Here is a 14,648-nt window from a genome sequence, read left to right on the forward strand (position 1 = left end):
GGAGCCCGGCCATGAAAACTACGCTGCTTACAACCCTGATTGCCGCTACGCTCGCCCTGAGCGCCCCTCTCGCGCTGGCGGCGGTGCCAAAAGATATGCTGGTGATTGGGAAAGCTGCCGATCCGCAAACGCTGGATCCGGCGGTCACTATCGATAACAACGACTGGACGGTGACCTACCCCTCGTACCAGCGTCTGGTGAAATACAAGCCTGGCACCACGGAGGTGGAAGGCGATCTGTCGACGGGCTGGAAGGCGTCTGACGACCAGAAAGAGTGGACGTTCACCCTGGCAGATAATGCAAAATTCTCTGACGGCACGCCGGTGACCGCCGAAGCGGTCAAGCTGTCGTTTGAACGTCTGCTGAAAATTAATCAGGGACCTTCCGAAGCGTTCCCGAAAGATTTGAAAGTGGACGCGGTGGATGAGCATACGGTGAAATTCACCCTCAGCCAGCCGTTCGCCCCGTTCCTCTACACGCTGGCCAATGACGGCGCGTCGATCGTCAACCCGGCGGTGCTGAAAGCGAATGCCGCCGACGACGCGCGCGGTTTCCTGGCGCAAAACACCGCGGGTTCCGGACCGTTTATGCTGAAAAGCTGGCGGAAAGGTCAGCAGCTGGTGATGGTGCCCAACCCACACTGGCCGGGTGAAAAGCCGCACTTCAAGCGCGTCTCGGTGAAGATTATCGGTGAAAGCGCCTCGCGTCGCCTGCAACTTTCCCGTGGCGATCTGGATATCGCCGACGCCCTGCCGGTGGATCAGCTTGCCGCTCTGAAGCAGGAAGGCAAAGTGGCCGTGGCGGAATACCCGTCCCTGCGGGTGACCTACCTCTATCTGAACAACAGTAAGCCTCCGATGAATCAGGTGGATTTGCGCCGCGCGGTCTCCTGGGCCACCGATTATCAGGGGATGGTGAAAGGCATTCTCAGCGGGAACGGCAAGCAGATGCGCGGCCCGATCCCGGAGGGCATGTGGGGCTTCGATGCGAACGCCATGCAGTACAGCTTTGACGAGGCTAAGGCCAAAGCGGCGCTGGAGAAAGTCAACGATAAACCGGCCAGCCTGACGTTCCTCTACTCCGATAACGACCCGAACTGGGAGCCTATCGCCCTCTCCACGCAGGCGAGCCTGGGCAAGCTGGGGATTAACGTCAAGCTCGAGAAACTGGCGAACGCCACCATGCGCGACCGCGTCGGCAAAGGTGATTATGACATTGCGATTGGTAACTGGAGCCCGGACTTCGCTGACCCGTACATGTTCATGAACTACTGGTTCGAATCGGACAAAAAAGGGCTGCCGGGTAACCGCTCATTCTATGAGAACAAAGAGGTCGATGCATTGTTGCAGGCGGCACTGAAAACCACCGATCAGGCGGAACGCACCAAAGATTACCAGCAGGCGCAGAAAGTGGTGATTGACGAGGCGGCTTACGTTTATCTGTTCCAGAAGAACTACCAGCTGGCGATGAACAAAGAGGTCAAAGGCTTCACCTTTAATCCGATGCTTGAGCAGGTCTTTAACATCGCCACCATGAGTAAGTAACGGCCCACGCCGGGGGGAAGTGTATGACGTTCTGGAGCATCGTGCGCCAGCGCTGCTGGGGGTTAATCCTGGTGGTGGCCGGTGTCTGTATTATTACTTTTATTATTTCACACCTGATCCCCGGCGGTCCGGCCCGCCTGCTGGCCGGTGACCGCGCCAGCGATGAAATCGTGCAGGGCATCCGCCAGCAGCTGGGGCTGGATCAACCGCTCTATATTCAGTTTGGCCGCTATGTAGAGGCGCTGGCGCACGGCGATCTGGGCACCTCCATTCGTACCGGTCGCCCCGTTGCGGAAGATTTGAAAGCCTTTTTCCCCGCCACGCTGGAGCTGGCCTTCTGCTCTTTGCTGCTGGCGCTGGTGATTGGCGTGCCGCTGGGCATTTTATCGGCGGTGTACCGTAACCGCTGGCTGGATCACCTGGTGCGACTGATGGCGATGACGGGCATCTCGACGCCTGCCTTCTGGCTGGGACTGGGGGTAATCGTTCTGTTCTACGGGCAACTGCAAATTCTGCCCGGCGGCGGCAGGCTGGACGACTGGCTCGATCCGCCTGCCCACGTTACCGGCTTTTATCTGCTGGACGCCCTGCTGGAAGGCAACGGCGAGGTGTTTTTCAACGCCCTACAGCACCTGATTCTACCCTCCCTGACCCTGGCCTTTGTGCATCTGGGTATTGTGGCGCGTCAGGTGCGTTCCGCGATGCTGGAGCAGCTGAGCGAGGATTATATTCGTACCGCCCGCGCGAGCGGGTTGCCGGGCTGGTACATCGTGCTGCGCTACGCCTTACCCAACGCCATGATCCCCTCCATTACCGTGCTCGGGCTGGCGCTGGGCGATCTGCTGTATGGGGCAGTCCTTACCGAAACCGTGTTTGCCTGGCCGGGAATGGGAGCCTGGGTGGTGACCTCCATTCAGGCGCTGGACTTCCCTGCCGTCATGGGCTTCGCGGTCGTGGTATCGCTGGCCTATGTCTTCGTCAATCTGGTGGTGGATCTGCTGTATCTGTGGATCGACCCGCGAATCGGGCGCGGAGGTGCCGAATGATGTTAACTCAGGAAACGCCCGTCCCCGTCAGCACCGCCAAACAGCGCATCAACTGGGCAAAGCTGTTCTGGATGTTACGCAAAAGCCCGCTCACGCTGATCGGTGGGGTGATTATGATCGTGATGCTACTGATGATGGTGGTCTCGCCGTGGATAGTCCCGCACGATCCGAACGCGCTGGATCTGACCGCGCGATTGCAGGCGCCTTCAGCCCAGCACTGGTTTGGCACCGATGAGGTGGGCCGGGATCTGTTCAGCCGCGTGCTGGTGGGCAGCCAGCAGTCCATCACGGCGGGGCTGGCGGTGGTGGTGATTGCGGGCGGCATCGGTTCTCTGCTCGGCTGTTTGTCCGGCGTACTCGGCGGACGCGGCGACGCCATCATTATGCGTATCATGGACATTATGCTCTCCATCCCCTCGCTGGTGCTGACGATGGCGCTGGCCGCCGCGCTCGGCCCAAGCCTGTTTAACGCGATGCTGGCGATTGCGATTGTACGCATTCCGTTTTACGTGCGGCTGGCACGCGGGCAAACGCTGGTGGTGCGCCAGTTCACCTACGTGCAGGCCGCCCGCACCTTTGGCGCATCGCGCTGGCACCTGATCAGCTGGCATATCCTGCGTAACGCCCTGCCGCCGCTGATCGTACAGGCGTCGCTGGATATCGGCAGCGCCATTCTGATGGCCGCCACGCTGGGCTTTATTGGATTAGGCGCGCAGCAACCCACCGCCGAATGGGGCGCGATGGTGGCCGTGGGGCGTAACTACGTGCTTGACCAGTGGTGGTACTGCGCGTTTCCGGGGGCGGCAATTCTGATCACGGCAGTTGGGTTTAATCTGTTTGGCGATGGTCTTCGCGACCTGCTGGATCCCAAATCAGGAGGGAAGCAGTCATGAGTGATTCCGTATTATCAATTGAAGATTTGCACCTGAGCTTCCCCATTTTTCGCGGTGACGTCCACGCGCTCAACCACGTTTCGCTGGAGATTGGCCGGGGTGAAATTGTCGGCGTGGTGGGCGAATCCGGCTCGGGAAAATCGGTCACCGCGATGCTGGCGATGCGCCTGCTGCCGGAAGGCAGTTACCATATTCACCATGGACGGGTCACGCTCCTCGGGGAAGATGTCCTGAACGCGTCGGAAAAACAGCTTCGTCAGTGGCGCGGCGCCAGGGTGGCGATGATTTTTCAGGAGCCGATGACGGCGCTCAACCCCACGCGCCGGATTGGCAGGCAAATGGTGGAGGTGATCCGCCAGCATCAGTCGCTTTCCCGCCGCGACGCGCAGCAGAAGGCGATCGCCCTGCTGGGCGAGATGCAAATCCCGGATGCGGCACAGGTGATGGATCGCTATCCGTTTGAGCTTTCCGGCGGTATGCGCCAGCGGGTGATGATCGCCCTTGCCTTCTCCTGCGAGCCGGAGCTGATCATTGCCGATGAGCCGACCACCGCGCTGGACGTGACCGTTCAGCGTCAGGTGCTGCGTCTGCTGAAACACAAAGCGCGCGCCAGCGGGACGTCGGTGCTGTTTATCAGTCACGATATGGCGGTGGTGTCGCAGCTTTGTGACCGGATGTACGTTATGTACGCGGGCAGCGTGATCGAAAGCGGCAGCACGCAGACCTTGATCCACCATCCTGTGCATCCCTATTCGATTGGCCTGCTGCGGTGTGCCCCGGAAAATGGTGAACCGCGCGAGATCCTCCCGGCCATTCCCGGCACGGTGCCTAACCTCAGCCACCTCCCGCGCGGATGTGCCTTTCGCGAACGCTGTTTTGCTGCCGGGGCGAAATGCAGCGAAACGCCGCGCTTAATTTCCACGGGCGCAGAAGGCCAGCAGGCTGCCTGCTGGTACCCACAACAGGAGAGACGCCATGTCTGAGGTACTGCTGGAACTGGATAGCGTGCATGTGAATTTTCCTGCGCGCAAAAACTGGCTGGGGCGCGTGACGGAGCAGGTACACGCCCTCAACGGCATGGATCTCCGGATCCATCGCGGCGAAACGCTGGGCGTTGTGGGGGAATCCGGCTGTGGAAAGAGCACGCTGGCGCAGCTGCTGATGGGCATGCTCAAACCGAGTACCGGTGCCTGTCAGCGCGCGAATGCGGCAGGCGGTATGCAGATGGTATTTCAGGACCCGCTCTCGTCCCTCGACCCGCGTTTACCCGTCTGGCGCATCATTACCGAGCCGGTGTGGATACAGCAACGCCGCAGCGAACGGGAGCGTCGTCAGCTGGCTGAGACGCTGGCGCAGCAGGTGGGCATTCGGGCGGAATATCTTGACCGCCTGCCGCATGCGTTTTCGGGTGGACAGCGCCAGCGCATCGCTATTGCCCGGGCGCTCTCTTCGGATCCGGACATCATCGTGCTGGATGAACCCACCAGCGCGCTGGATATTTCCGTCCAGGCGCAGATCCTCAATTTGCTGGTTGCCCTGCAACAGCAGCGAAATCTGACCTACGTGCTGATCTCGCACAACGTGTCGGTGGTTCGTCACATGAGCGACCGGGTGGCGGTAATGTATCTGGGGCAGATCGTGGAGCTGGGTCCGGCGGACCAGGTGCTGGGCAAGCCACGGCATCCGTATACGCAGCTGCTGCTTGACTCCGTTCCCCGTACCGGAGAACCGCTGGACGAAGATCTGGCATTACGCAAAACCGATCTCCCCGGTAATCGCCGCCTGCCCGATGGCTGCTACTTCCGCGACCGCTGCCCGCTGGCAGCTGAAGGATGCGAACGGCCGCAGCCGCTTCAGCCCGCAGCCGGAGACCGAAGCGTACGCTGCTGGCGTAACCGTTAAAAAATAAGCCGGGCATTTGCCCGGCCTGATATCAGTTCAGTTTGTAATCCAGCGTGATTTCGGCTTTCAACAGCTGCGACACCGGACAACCCGCCTTCGCTTTCTGAATAATGCCGTCGAACTGCTGAGGATCGATACCCGGTACCGTCACCTTGCTTTGCAGCGCCACTTTGCTGATGGCAAAACCACTGTCGGTTTTATCCAGCGAGACATCCGCCGTGGTATCGATGGAGTCGGCGGTATAACCCGCTTCGCCCAACATTAGCGACAGGGCCATAGAGAAACAGGCCGCGTGCGCTGCGCCAATCAGCTCTTCCGGGTTGGTCCCTTTTTCGCCCTCGAAGCGGGTGTTAAAGCCGTAAGGTTGCTGGTTTAGGACGCCACTTTCTGTTGAGACCGTCCCTTTGCCGCGTTTGATGTCGCCAGACCAGTGTGCTGAACCGTGCTTATGAATCGTCATTCTTGCTCTCCTTTTGGCTTACAAAGGGATAAGTATAGGACGCATAATCCATTTTGCAGGGAAGACAGATTAGTCCGAGCGCGTGGCAAGGTGGTTTGCCAGCGCGTCGAGGAACACACGCTGCGCCGCAGGCTGATAGTCTCGCGACTGATAAATACCAAAAATACCGATCGGTTTTGGCGTAAAGGCGCTGAGCACCGGCACCAGGCTGCCCTGCCTTAGCGCCGCGTCGGCCTCGCGCTCGGGCAGCATGGCAATACCACAGTGGTTTATCGCCGCCTCCATCAGCAGTGACGAGATGCTGGCGCTGAGATTGCCGCTGACCGCCGTCGTGATCGGCTCCCCTTCGGGCGTCAAAAAACGCCACGACTGACCGGCAAAAAAGCTGTAATGCAGGCAGTTGTGCCGGGCTAAGTCCTCCAGCTGCTCTGGAACGCCCCGGCTGGCAAGGTAGTGCGGCGAAGCGCAAAGTACGGACCGACACTCTCCCAGTCGGCGGGCGATCATGCCCGGTTCGGGGTTATCGGTGATGCGGATCGCCACGTCAATTCGCTCGCCCACCAGGCTTACCGGATGGTTGTTAACATCCAGCTCAATGCGCAGCTGAGGGTAACGCTGCAACAGATCGGGCAGCACCGGAGCGATAATCTGCATCGCGGTGAAATGCGCGCAGGCGACGCGAAGCGTACCTGAGGGTAAATCCTTCACTGACTGATCTTCAATTTCCTGAGAAATTTGCGAGAGCGTACGCGTCTTTTGCAGGACCTTCTCTCCCGCCGCCGTCAGCGTCAGCTTGCGGGTGGAGCGGTTCACCAGCCGCGCCCCGGCCCACTTCTCCATCTGCTCCAGATAACGGCTCACCATCGGACGGGAGATCCCCAGCGCCCGCGCCGCCGCACTTAAACTCCCCAGCTCACAGATGCGGTTGTACACCTGGGCGGCAATAACGCGATCCATTTTGACCTCCATTTGCTCGATTTATGAAACTAAGCATCTCCTGTTTCAGGAATTCTGGCAAATGAAGAGATCCGTACAATAGAGACTTTCCTGAAGAACAGAGAGATGACCATGACCATCGCCCGCCTTGCTTTGCTGACAACCCTTTTCACTCCGGCCGTCTTTGCCGCGCCGTTGACCGTTGATACGTACAACCCGCAGGAAAAAGGCATTTTTGCCGTTTCTTCCACCCTGGTGTCTGGCCCGAAAGAGGCGGTACTGTTTGACGCCCAGTTCAGCGTGAAAGATGGCGAAGCGCTGGTAGAAAAAATTCGCCACAGCGGTAAAACGCTGAACAAAATCGTGATCACTTCCGGCGATCCGGATTTCTATTTCGGCCTGCAACCGCTGGTGAAAGCCTTCCCTAATGCCAAAGTTGTCGCCACGCAACAGGTGGTGGACCATATCAAGGCCACAAAAGACGCGAAGCTCGCCTTCTGGGGGCCACAGATGAAAGACGGCGCGCCGACGCAGCTCTACGTGCCGCAAGTGCTTGCCTCAACCACCTTTATGATTGACGGTGAGAGAGTGAATATTGAAGAGCCTGAGAGCTATGCGGCGTATGTCTGGATCCCATCCGCAAAAACCATCCTCGGCGGCACGGGCGTCTCATGGGGCATTCACGTCTGGACGGCAGATACCCAAACGCCGGAAAGCCGCAAACAGTGGCAGCAGACGCTGGATAGCATGGCAGCCCTTAAGCCCGAACACGTTATTCCGGGCCACTACCTGGGGACACCGCCAGCAGGTACCGGCGCTATCGACTTTACCCGTCGCTATCTACAGCTGTTTGAACAGGCCCTCACGGCAGATAAAGCGTCAACCGGCGTCATCAACACAATGAAAAAACAGTGGCCGAATCTGGCGGAAGCCAGTTCGCTGGAACTGAGTGCCAAAGTGAATACCGGCGAAATGAAGTGGTAATAGCCTGATTATCTCCTGCTATATTTAAATTTTTTATAGCAGGAGTTAACTATGCCATCTTCAGTAAGGGGCATCGACCATATCGGTATTACGGTGCCCGACATTGAAAAAGCCACCCTATTTTTTGAACGCGCTTTCGACGCCCAGGTTTTATATCATTCTGTCGATGCGCAAACCGATAATATTGATCAGCCCGCCCAGCAGCACACCTTAAAATTATTTCCCGGCACAAAAATTCACGCCATTCGCATGCTCGTCATGCCCCACGGACCCGGCATAGAACTTTTCGAAATGCATGGCCCTGAACAGGGAATGCCCGCCCGCGCCAGCGACTTTGGCCTCCAGCATTTTGCTGTTTATGTTGATGATTTTGATAAGGCGATAGCCGCTTTCACCGCTGCTGGCGGGGAGATGTTTACCGCGCCAAAGCCGCTCACGTTTCCGGATGAGCAAGGTGAAGGTAATGCTTTCTGCTATGGGCAAACCCCCTGGGGCAGCATTGTAGAATAGATTTCCTGGCCAACGCCCATGCCTTATGAAAAAACGACAAATTTACGCCGCTGGAAACCCTGAATTTTATTTCTGTGCTACGGGAGATGATATTTTTATTTCCAGGACGAATCTGAACCACAACGGCGAAAATATTTGCCAATCTGAATGCGAATTACGATTTTGCACGCCGTAACATTAAACAGACAACGACACGGAGGCAGCATGTTTACTTATTACCCGGCACATACCACAGCAGCACAACCCGAACTCGTTAACGCGATTGCGCAGGGTCTTCAGGCGGAGCACGGTGTTGTTACCGAAGATGACATTTTGATGGAACTGACCAGGTGGGTGGAAGCCACAGACAATGACATCCTCAGTGACATCTACCAGCAAACCATCAACTATGTGGTCAGCGGGCAAAATGCACCTTTGTAAAAACCTGCTAAGCTGGATCTGCAACCTAAGGGGTTACATTTCGTTTGCGTGAGCAAACTTGTCCTTAAAACTATCAACGGGATTGAGGAGTTAATATGAAATCGAACCGTCAGGCACGCCACATTCTGGGACTGAACTACAAGCTCTCAAACCAGCGCAAAGTGGTTATTGAAGAGGGGAGCGAAACGCAAGTGACCCACGCCACCGGCAGGAAACGTCAGGCAGGCAAGTAAGTTCCAGTACGAAATCCACAACACCATCGGTTACCCCGGTGGTGTTTTTGTTTATGTGTTGCGGTAATTAATATTTAGCTCCTTTATAATACCGCCCGACCGCACCCCGTAGCACAGGCCAGAAAGATGACAAACAGCAGTGTCAGGGACGGATCTTCTTAAAAAGAGTGAGTGACATGGACAACAAACTGAAAAAACATCGTTCCCTTTATATTCCTTACGCCGGTCCGGTTTTACTGGAGTTTCCCCTTCTGAACAAAGGCAGCGCCTTTAGCATGGAAGAGCGCAGCAGCTTTAACCTGCTAGGTCTTCTGCCTGAAGTGGTTGAAACCATTGAAGAACAGGCGGAACGCGCCTGGATCCAGTATCAGGGCTTTAAAACCGAAATCGATAAGCACATCTACCTGCGTAATATCCAGGACACCAACGAAACCCTCTTCTACCGCCTGGTGCAGAACCATCTCGAAGAGATGATGCCCGTCATTTACACCCCAACCGTCGGCGCGGCGTGTGAACGCTTCTCAGAGATCTACCGTCGTTCCCGCGGCGTGTTCATCTCCTATCAGAACCGTCACAACATGGACGACATTCTGCAAAACGTGCCTAATCACAACATCAAGGTGATCGTGGTAACCGATGGCGAACGTATTCTGGGCCTTGGCGACCAGGGCATTGGTGGGATGGGGATCCCCATCGGTAAGCTCTCGCTGTATACCGCCTGCGGCGGGATCAGCCCGGCCTACACCCTGCCGGTTGTGCTGGACGTGGGGACCAACAACCAGCAACTGCTGAACGATCCGCTGTACATGGGCTGGCGTCACCCGCGCATTACCGACGACGAGTACTATCAGTTTGTTGATGATTTCATCCAGGCCGTGAAGCACCGCTGGCCGGACGTGCTGTTGCAGTTCGAAGACTTCGCACAGAAAAACGCCATGCCGCTGCTGAACCGCTACCGCGATGAGATCTGCTCGTTCAACGATGACATTCAGGGCACTGCGGCAGTGACCGTGGGGACGCTGATTGCCGCGAGCCGTGCGGCAGGCAGCCAGCTCAGCTATCAGAAAATTGTCTTCCTGGGTGCAGGCTCCGCGGGCTGCGGCATCGCCGAGCAAATTATTGCCCAGACCCAGCGCGAAGGCTTAAGCGAAGAGCTGGCTCGCTCCCGCGTCTTTATGGTGGACCGTTTTGGCCTGCTGACCGACGGTATGCCAAACCTGCTCCCGTTCCAGACCAAACTGGTGCAGAAGCGTGAAAACCTGAAAAACTGGGATACGGATAACGAAGTGCTCTCGCTTCTTGACGTGGTGCGCAACGTGAAGCCGGACATTCTGATCGGCGTATCCGGGCAGACCGGCCTCTTCACGGAAGAGATTATTCGCGAGATGCACAAGCACTGCGAACGCCCTATCGTGATGCCGCTGTCTAACCCGACTTCACGCGTGGAGGCAACGCCGCAGGATATTATCGCCTGGACAGAAGGTAAGGCACTGGTCGCGACCGGCAGCCCGTTTGATCCGGTGCTGTGGAAGGACAAACTCTATCCCATCGCACAGTGCAATAACTCCTATATCTTCCCGGGTATTGGTCTGGGGGTTATCGCCTCCGGCGCGTCACGCATCACCGACGAAATGCTGATGTCCGCGAGCGAAACGCTGGCAGGTCACTCACCGCTGGTGAATAACGGTGAAGGCCTGGTACTGCCTGAGCTGAAAGACATTCATAAAGTGTCCCGCGCAATTGCCTTCGCGGTAGGCAAAATGGCGCAGCAGCAAGGCGTCGCGGTGAAAACCTCTGCCGATGCGTTGCAGCAGGCGATTGACGATAACTTCTGGATGCCGGAATACCGTAGCTATCGTCGTACTTCTATTTAAGCATTGCCCCTCACCCAGCCCTCTCCCCAAAGGGGAGGAGGGTTAGGGTGAGGGGAATATACGGCACCTCCCACTAGCCAAACCCATTTTCCCCCGCTACACTCCCTTCATCCATTAACCTACTGAATATATAAGGAGGCCAATTATGCTGTACTGTGAAATTTTCAATGTTTCACATACATTTGGTGATCGCACCAGCTCAAGCGTTATCGGTATCGTGCTGCGATAACTTCCGCTTGAGCGAAGACACCAACCCCTGAAATCCCTTCTCTCGGGCTTACTGAGTTATCGTCAGCGATGTTTGACGAGGCATAAACATGCCTGTAACTCCTGGGTAAGCAACAATGAGCACTTTACTCACTGCACATTCTTTACGCGTTGATACAGCGTTCGGCACGCTCTTCGACTCTCTCTCCTTTACGTTGAAAAAAGGCGATCGCATCGGCCTGCTGGGTGATAACGGCTGCGGAAAAAGTACGCTGCTGAAAATTCTCGACGGGACGCAGTCCCCTGCTGCCGGAACCGTTTCACTGGCGGGGCATTGCCTGCTGGCGCGCGTGGAACAACATCTGCCGGAGGCCCTTTATCCCCTGACCATGCTGGATGCGGTGCTGGCGCAGCTGCCGATCGGTGAGCGCGACAGTTTGCGCTGGAAAGCCGAGACGCTGCTGGCCGGAATGGGCTTCACGACGCAGGAAACGGCGTTAACCTCCGCCACGCTGAGCGGCGGCCAGCATACGCGGTTGCTGCTGGCACGAGCGTTGATAAGCGATCCGGATCTGCTGCTTCTGGACGAACCGAGCAACCACCTCGACCTGCCAACCCTGCTGTGGCTGGAGCAGTTTCTACAAAACTGGTCCGGCAGCTTTGTGCTGGTCTCACACGACAGGCAGCTGCTGGACGCGGTAACCAACGGCAGCTGGATCCTGCGCGATAAAACGCTGCACGCCTTTGCCCTTCCCTGCACTGCCGCCCGTCTGGCGCTCGACGCAAAAGACGAAAGCGATGCGTTGCGCCATAAGGCAGAGCAAAAAGAGATCGACCGCGTCACGGCCAGCGCACGGCGTCTCGCGACCTGGGGCAAGGTCTATGACAACGAAGATCTCTCCCGTAAGGCTAAGCAGATGGAAAAACAGGTCGAACGCCTGAAAGAGACCCAGACGGAACTGACGGCGGGAAGCCCGTGGACCTTAACCCTGCGCGGGGACGCGCTTCGCGCCGACCGCCTGCTGGAAATGACTCACCTCGGCGTCCCCCCGGCGCCGGGTCTGCCAGACCTGTTTACTCTCAACAGCGCGCGGCTAAAGAGCGGCGATCGCGTGGCGATTGTGGGTCGTAACGGCTGCGGAAAATCGTCGCTGCTGAAGCTTATCTGGCGACATTTTCGCGACGAGATCGCGGACGAGCGGCTTAAGCGTCATCCGCGCGTCTCACCCGGCTACTACGACCAGACGCTGCACCAGTTGCCAGATGATGCGGCGCTGCTTGATGCGCTGGAGCCTTTCGCGCCAGATCCGCAGACCCGTAAAATGGCGCTCATCAGTGCCGGGTTCCCGTGGGCGCGTCACGGGCAAAAAGTCAGTACGCTGAGCGGCGGGGAACGTTCGCGCCTGCTGTTCATCGGCCTGACGCTTGCCCGTTATAGCCTGCTGATGCTGGATGAACCGACCAACCACCTGGACATGGAAGGCAAAGAGGCGCTGGCGGAAACGCTGCAACAGTTTGAAGGCGGAGTGCTGCTGGTGAGCCACGATCGTCAGTTAATTAGCCAGAGCTGTAACCGCTTCTGGCTGATTGAGGACGGCAGGCTGAGCGAATGGCACGATGCGGAGGCGGTGTTTGAGCGCCTGCGTGAGGACACCGCTCTGGTTGTACCTGAGGCATCGAATAACGCATTGAAGGCACCCTCTTCAGCGTCTGACGATCTGCTCGAACGCCTGGTTGCCCTGGAAACGCTGCTGGAAGAAGATTTGGCGCGCAAGCCAAAACATCAAAAACCGCAGTTACAGGCGCAATGGCGAAAAGAGATTGAGGTAATAGAAGCGCAACTGTAAATCTGAGCCCGGCGGTGGCGTCGCCGGGCCAGTGTTTTTCACCCCAATTTATGAGGGGTACAGCCTTTTCTTAATCCGAAAATGCATCAAATAATGACATTATGTTGCGGTTACCTTGCATTACAGCGCCAAAGTATTAATCCTTAATGGGTAATCAGACCTGCTATGCAGATACTCATCATGAAAGGAGAAACACATGAAGGCTGCTGTTGTCACTCAGGATCATCAGGTTAATGTCACAGAAAAAACCTTACGCGCGCTCAAACATGGTGAAGCGCTGCTGGAGATGGAGTGCTGTGGCGTTTGCCATACCGATCTCCATGTTAAGAATGGCGATTTTGGCGACAAAACCGGGGTGATCCTCGGCCACGAAGGGATTGGTATCGTCAAAGAGATTGGTCCTGGCGTCACGTCGCTAAAAGTAGGCGATCGTGCAAGCGTGGCGTGGTTCTTCGAAGGCTGTGGCCACTGTGAATATTGTAATACCGGCAACGAAACGCTGTGCCGTGACGTGAAAAACGCGGGTTACTCCGTTGACGGCGGCATGGCGGAAGAGTGCATCGTAACCGCGGATTACGCGGTTAAAGTTCCGGACGGACTGGACTCTGCGGCGGCCAGCAGCATCACCTGCGCCGGGGTCACCACCTACAAAGCGGTAAAAGTCTCTGACATCAAACCCGGCCAGTGGATTGCGATCTATGGCCTGGGCGGTCTGGGCAACCTCGCGCTGCAATACACCAAAAATGTCTTCAATGCGAAAGTTATCGCCATTGACGTGAATGACGAGCAGCTGAAGCTCGCTGCCAGCATGGGCGCAGACTTAACCGTGAACTCCCGCAGTGAAGATGCGGCAAAAGTGATTCAGGAGAAAACCGGCGGTGCACATGCGGCGGTGGTGACGGCGGTAGCGAAAGCGGCCTTCAACTCTGCCGTTGACGCAGTTCGCGCCGGTGGCCGCGTGGTGGCTGTTGGCCTGCCGCCGGAAGCGATGAGCCTGGATATTCCACGTCTGGTCCTGGATAGGATTCAGGTAGTGGGTTCCCTGGTGGGTACCCGTCAGGATCTGCTCGAAGCCTTCCAGTTTGCGGCTGAAGGTAAGGTGAAACCGAAAGTTACAATGCGCCCACTGGAAGATATCAACGCCATCTTCAAAGAGATGGAACAGGGCCAGATCCGTGGCCGTATGGTGATTGATTTACGTTCTTAACCGCGGTGGCCGGGTAGCGGCTCTGCCCTGCCCGGCTTTTCACGTGGACGAACGGCGATCGGAAATCCATTCCTGAACCTCGATCTGGAACGTGTCCGGCGCTTTTCGATACATCTTCCGCGCCAGATCCAGGATGGTATGGCGCCCTAACTCCTCTTCCATCCGCTGCTGCGCGCTGTCCATGACCGAGCGCACCCCACACGGGCCGTCACAGACCCAGGCAGGTGGCGTTTCATCAAACACCGCCAGGCGCTGACGCACTTCCCGACACTCAAACATATTCTTCTCGCCGTCGATGGCGTACGCCACGTCCAGCACGCTGATCAGCTCCGCCGGACGCGCCAGCCGGAATCCTCCCCCTTTGCCTTCGGTGCTGATGACCAGCCCCGCCCGTGATAAACGGGTGAAGATCTTTCCAAGATAGTCGTACGGCACGCCCTGCAAGGCGGCCATCTCCCGGACGCTCATCTCACGTTCATTGCCTTTTGCATCCACCATACACATCAGGCTATGAATGCCATATTCCACACCAGAACTGTAAAACGCCATGGCTCACTCCGGGTCATTGTTCGCTGCATTATAACG

Annotated in this window: 14 protein-coding genes and 1 pseudogene; 12 read left to right on the forward strand and 3 right to left on the reverse strand. The window is 57.2% G+C overall.

From position 1 onward, the window contains the following. Positions 1–11: 11 nt before the first annotated feature. From ACQG1Y_RS11990 to ACQG1Y_RS12010, 5 genes are read left to right on the forward strand one after another with little or no spacing between them, the layout of a single operon-like run. Positions 12–1,544, forward strand: coding sequence for an ABC transporter substrate-binding protein (locus tag ACQG1Y_RS11990; RefSeq protein ID WP_003857078.1), 1,533 nt, complete (start codon positions 12–14; stop codon positions 1,542–1,544). A 23-nt stretch (positions 1,545–1,567) separates the two neighbouring features. Then, positions 1,568–2,590 carry an ABC transporter permease gene (locus ACQG1Y_RS11995; RefSeq protein WP_426736769.1) on the forward strand — a complete coding sequence of 341 codons (1,023 nt, stop codon included), beginning with the start codon at positions 1,568–1,570 and terminating at the stop codon, positions 2,588–2,590. Continuing rightward, complete coding sequence (ddpC, locus tag ACQG1Y_RS12000) at positions 2,587–3,483, forward strand: D,D-dipeptide ABC transporter permease (protein ID WP_006810694.1); 897 nt, start codon at positions 2,587–2,589, stop codon at positions 3,481–3,483. The genes ACQG1Y_RS11995 and ddpC overlap by 4 nt, the downstream gene beginning before the upstream one ends. Then, the gene (locus tag ACQG1Y_RS12005) at positions 3,480–4,466 is read left to right on the forward strand and encodes an ABC transporter ATP-binding protein (protein ID WP_032671167.1); all 987 of its coding nucleotides are present in this window, start codon (positions 3,480–3,482) and stop codon (positions 4,464–4,466) included. The genes ddpC and ACQG1Y_RS12005 overlap by 4 nt, the downstream gene beginning before the upstream one ends. Next, positions 4,459–5,385: an oligopeptide/dipeptide ABC transporter ATP-binding protein gene (locus ACQG1Y_RS12010; RefSeq protein ID WP_015570491.1), complete on the forward strand. Its 927-nt coding sequence runs from the start codon at positions 4,459–4,461 to the stop codon at positions 5,383–5,385. The genes ACQG1Y_RS12005 and ACQG1Y_RS12010 overlap by 8 nt, the downstream gene beginning before the upstream one ends. Before the next feature lie 31 nt (positions 5,386–5,416). Here the strand turns inward: ACQG1Y_RS12010 and ACQG1Y_RS12015 are convergent, their stop codons facing one another. Together ACQG1Y_RS12015 and ACQG1Y_RS12020 are read right to left on the reverse strand one after the other, a co-directional pair. Next, positions 5,417–5,845, reverse strand: a complete 429-nt coding sequence (locus ACQG1Y_RS12015; RefSeq protein WP_003857069.1) for an OsmC family protein — start codon at positions 5,843–5,845, stop codon at positions 5,417–5,419. A 69-nt stretch (positions 5,846–5,914) separates the two neighbouring features. Continuing rightward, entirely contained in the window at positions 5,915–6,802 is an 888-nt protein-coding gene (locus ACQG1Y_RS12020; RefSeq protein ID WP_023303768.1) for a LysR family transcriptional regulator, read from the reverse strand. A 111-nt stretch (positions 6,803–6,913) separates the two neighbouring features. On the opposite strand from ACQG1Y_RS12020, the gene ACQG1Y_RS12025 reads away from it, so the two are divergent. The 7 genes and pseudogenes from ACQG1Y_RS12025 to adhP all read left to right on the forward strand — a co-directional run bounded on the left by ACQG1Y_RS12025 (position 6,914) and on the right by adhP (position 14,063). Then, positions 6,914–7,765: a Vmh family MBL fold metallo-hydrolase gene (locus ACQG1Y_RS12025; RefSeq protein ID WP_032671525.1), complete on the forward strand. Its 852-nt coding sequence runs from the start codon at positions 6,914–6,916 to the stop codon at positions 7,763–7,765. 51 nt (positions 7,766–7,816) lie between these two features. Further along, positions 7,817–8,338 (forward strand): annotated as a pseudogene (locus tag ACQG1Y_RS12030) (VOC family protein). 141 nt (positions 8,339–8,479) lie between these two features. Continuing rightward, positions 8,480–8,695: a biofilm-dependent modulation protein gene (gene bdm, locus ACQG1Y_RS12035; RefSeq protein WP_015570485.1), complete on the forward strand. Its 216-nt coding sequence runs from the start codon at positions 8,480–8,482 to the stop codon at positions 8,693–8,695. Between the two features lie 95 nt (positions 8,696–8,790). Then, positions 8,791–8,928 (forward strand): stationary-phase-induced ribosome-associated protein, encoded by a 138-nt coding sequence (sra, locus tag ACQG1Y_RS12040; protein WP_000841561.1) that lies wholly within the window; start codon positions 8,791–8,793, stop codon positions 8,926–8,928. 176 nt (positions 8,929–9,104) lie between these two features. Next, a complete protein-coding gene (locus ACQG1Y_RS12045) occupies positions 9,105–10,802 on the forward strand; it encodes an NAD-dependent malic enzyme (protein ID WP_006810704.1) in 1,698 nt (565 codons plus the stop codon). 344 nt (positions 10,803–11,146) lie between these two features. Further along, positions 11,147–12,856, forward strand: coding sequence for an ABC-F family ATP-binding cassette domain-containing protein (locus ACQG1Y_RS12050; protein WP_426736770.1), 1,710 nt, complete (start codon positions 11,147–11,149; stop codon positions 12,854–12,856). A gap of 196 nt (positions 12,857–13,052) precedes the next feature. Beyond that, positions 13,053–14,063 carry an alcohol dehydrogenase AdhP gene (gene adhP, locus ACQG1Y_RS12055; RefSeq protein WP_426736771.1) on the forward strand — a complete coding sequence of 337 codons (1,011 nt, stop codon included), beginning with the start codon at positions 13,053–13,055 and terminating at the stop codon, positions 14,061–14,063. A gap of 39 nt (positions 14,064–14,102) precedes the next feature. Here adhP and ACQG1Y_RS12060 read toward each other — a convergent pair whose 3' ends face one another. Then, a complete protein-coding gene (locus tag ACQG1Y_RS12060; protein ID WP_414234714.1) occupies positions 14,103–14,612 on the reverse strand; it encodes an RrF2 family transcriptional regulator in 510 nt (169 codons plus the stop codon). Positions 14,613–14,648: the final 36 nt, after the last annotated feature.

Origin of the sequence: Enterobacter cloacae complex sp. 397G4 (genome assembly GCF_050031515.1) — a bacterium.
Classification (GTDB): Bacteria; Pseudomonadota; Gammaproteobacteria; order Enterobacterales; family Enterobacteriaceae; genus Enterobacter; species Enterobacter hormaechei_C.

What these genes read in the sequence shown, in the direction of transcription:
- ACQG1Y_RS11990 (WP_003857078.1), top strand. Translation starts at nt 12, where the DNA reads ATGAAAACTACGCTGCTTACAACCCTGATTGCCGCTACGCTCGCCCTG.
- ACQG1Y_RS11995 (WP_426736769.1), top strand. Translation starts at nt 1,568, where the DNA reads ATGACGTTCTGGAGCATCGTGCGCCAGCGCTGCTGGGGGTTAATCCTG.
- ddpC (WP_006810694.1), top strand. Translation starts at nt 2,587, where the DNA reads ATGATGTTAACTCAGGAAACGCCCGTCCCCGTCAGCACCGCCAAACAG.
- ACQG1Y_RS12005 (WP_032671167.1), top strand. Translation starts at nt 3,480, where the DNA reads ATGAGTGATTCCGTATTATCAATTGAAGATTTGCACCTGAGCTTCCCC.
- ACQG1Y_RS12010 (WP_015570491.1), top strand. Translation starts at nt 4,459, where the DNA reads ATGTCTGAGGTACTGCTGGAACTGGATAGCGTGCATGTGAATTTTCCT.
- ACQG1Y_RS12015 (WP_003857069.1), bottom strand. Translation starts at nt 5,845, where the DNA reads ATGACGATTCATAAGCACGGTTCAGCACACTGGTCTGGCGACATCAAA.
- ACQG1Y_RS12020 (WP_023303768.1), bottom strand. Translation starts at nt 6,802, where the DNA reads ATGGATCGCGTTATTGCCGCCCAGGTGTACAACCGCATCTGTGAGCTG.
- ACQG1Y_RS12025 (WP_032671525.1), top strand. Translation starts at nt 6,914, where the DNA reads ATGACCATCGCCCGCCTTGCTTTGCTGACAACCCTTTTCACTCCGGCC.
- bdm (WP_015570485.1), top strand. Translation starts at nt 8,480, where the DNA reads ATGTTTACTTATTACCCGGCACATACCACAGCAGCACAACCCGAACTC.
- sra (WP_000841561.1), top strand. Translation starts at nt 8,791, where the DNA reads ATGAAATCGAACCGTCAGGCACGCCACATTCTGGGACTGAACTACAAG.
- ACQG1Y_RS12045 (WP_006810704.1), top strand. Translation starts at nt 9,105, where the DNA reads ATGGACAACAAACTGAAAAAACATCGTTCCCTTTATATTCCTTACGCC.
- ACQG1Y_RS12050 (WP_426736770.1), top strand. Translation starts at nt 11,147, where the DNA reads ATGAGCACTTTACTCACTGCACATTCTTTACGCGTTGATACAGCGTTC.
- adhP (WP_426736771.1), top strand. Translation starts at nt 13,053, where the DNA reads ATGAAGGCTGCTGTTGTCACTCAGGATCATCAGGTTAATGTCACAGAA.
- ACQG1Y_RS12060 (WP_414234714.1), bottom strand. Translation starts at nt 14,612, where the DNA reads ATGGCGTTTTACAGTTCTGGTGTGGAATATGGCATTCATAGCCTGATG.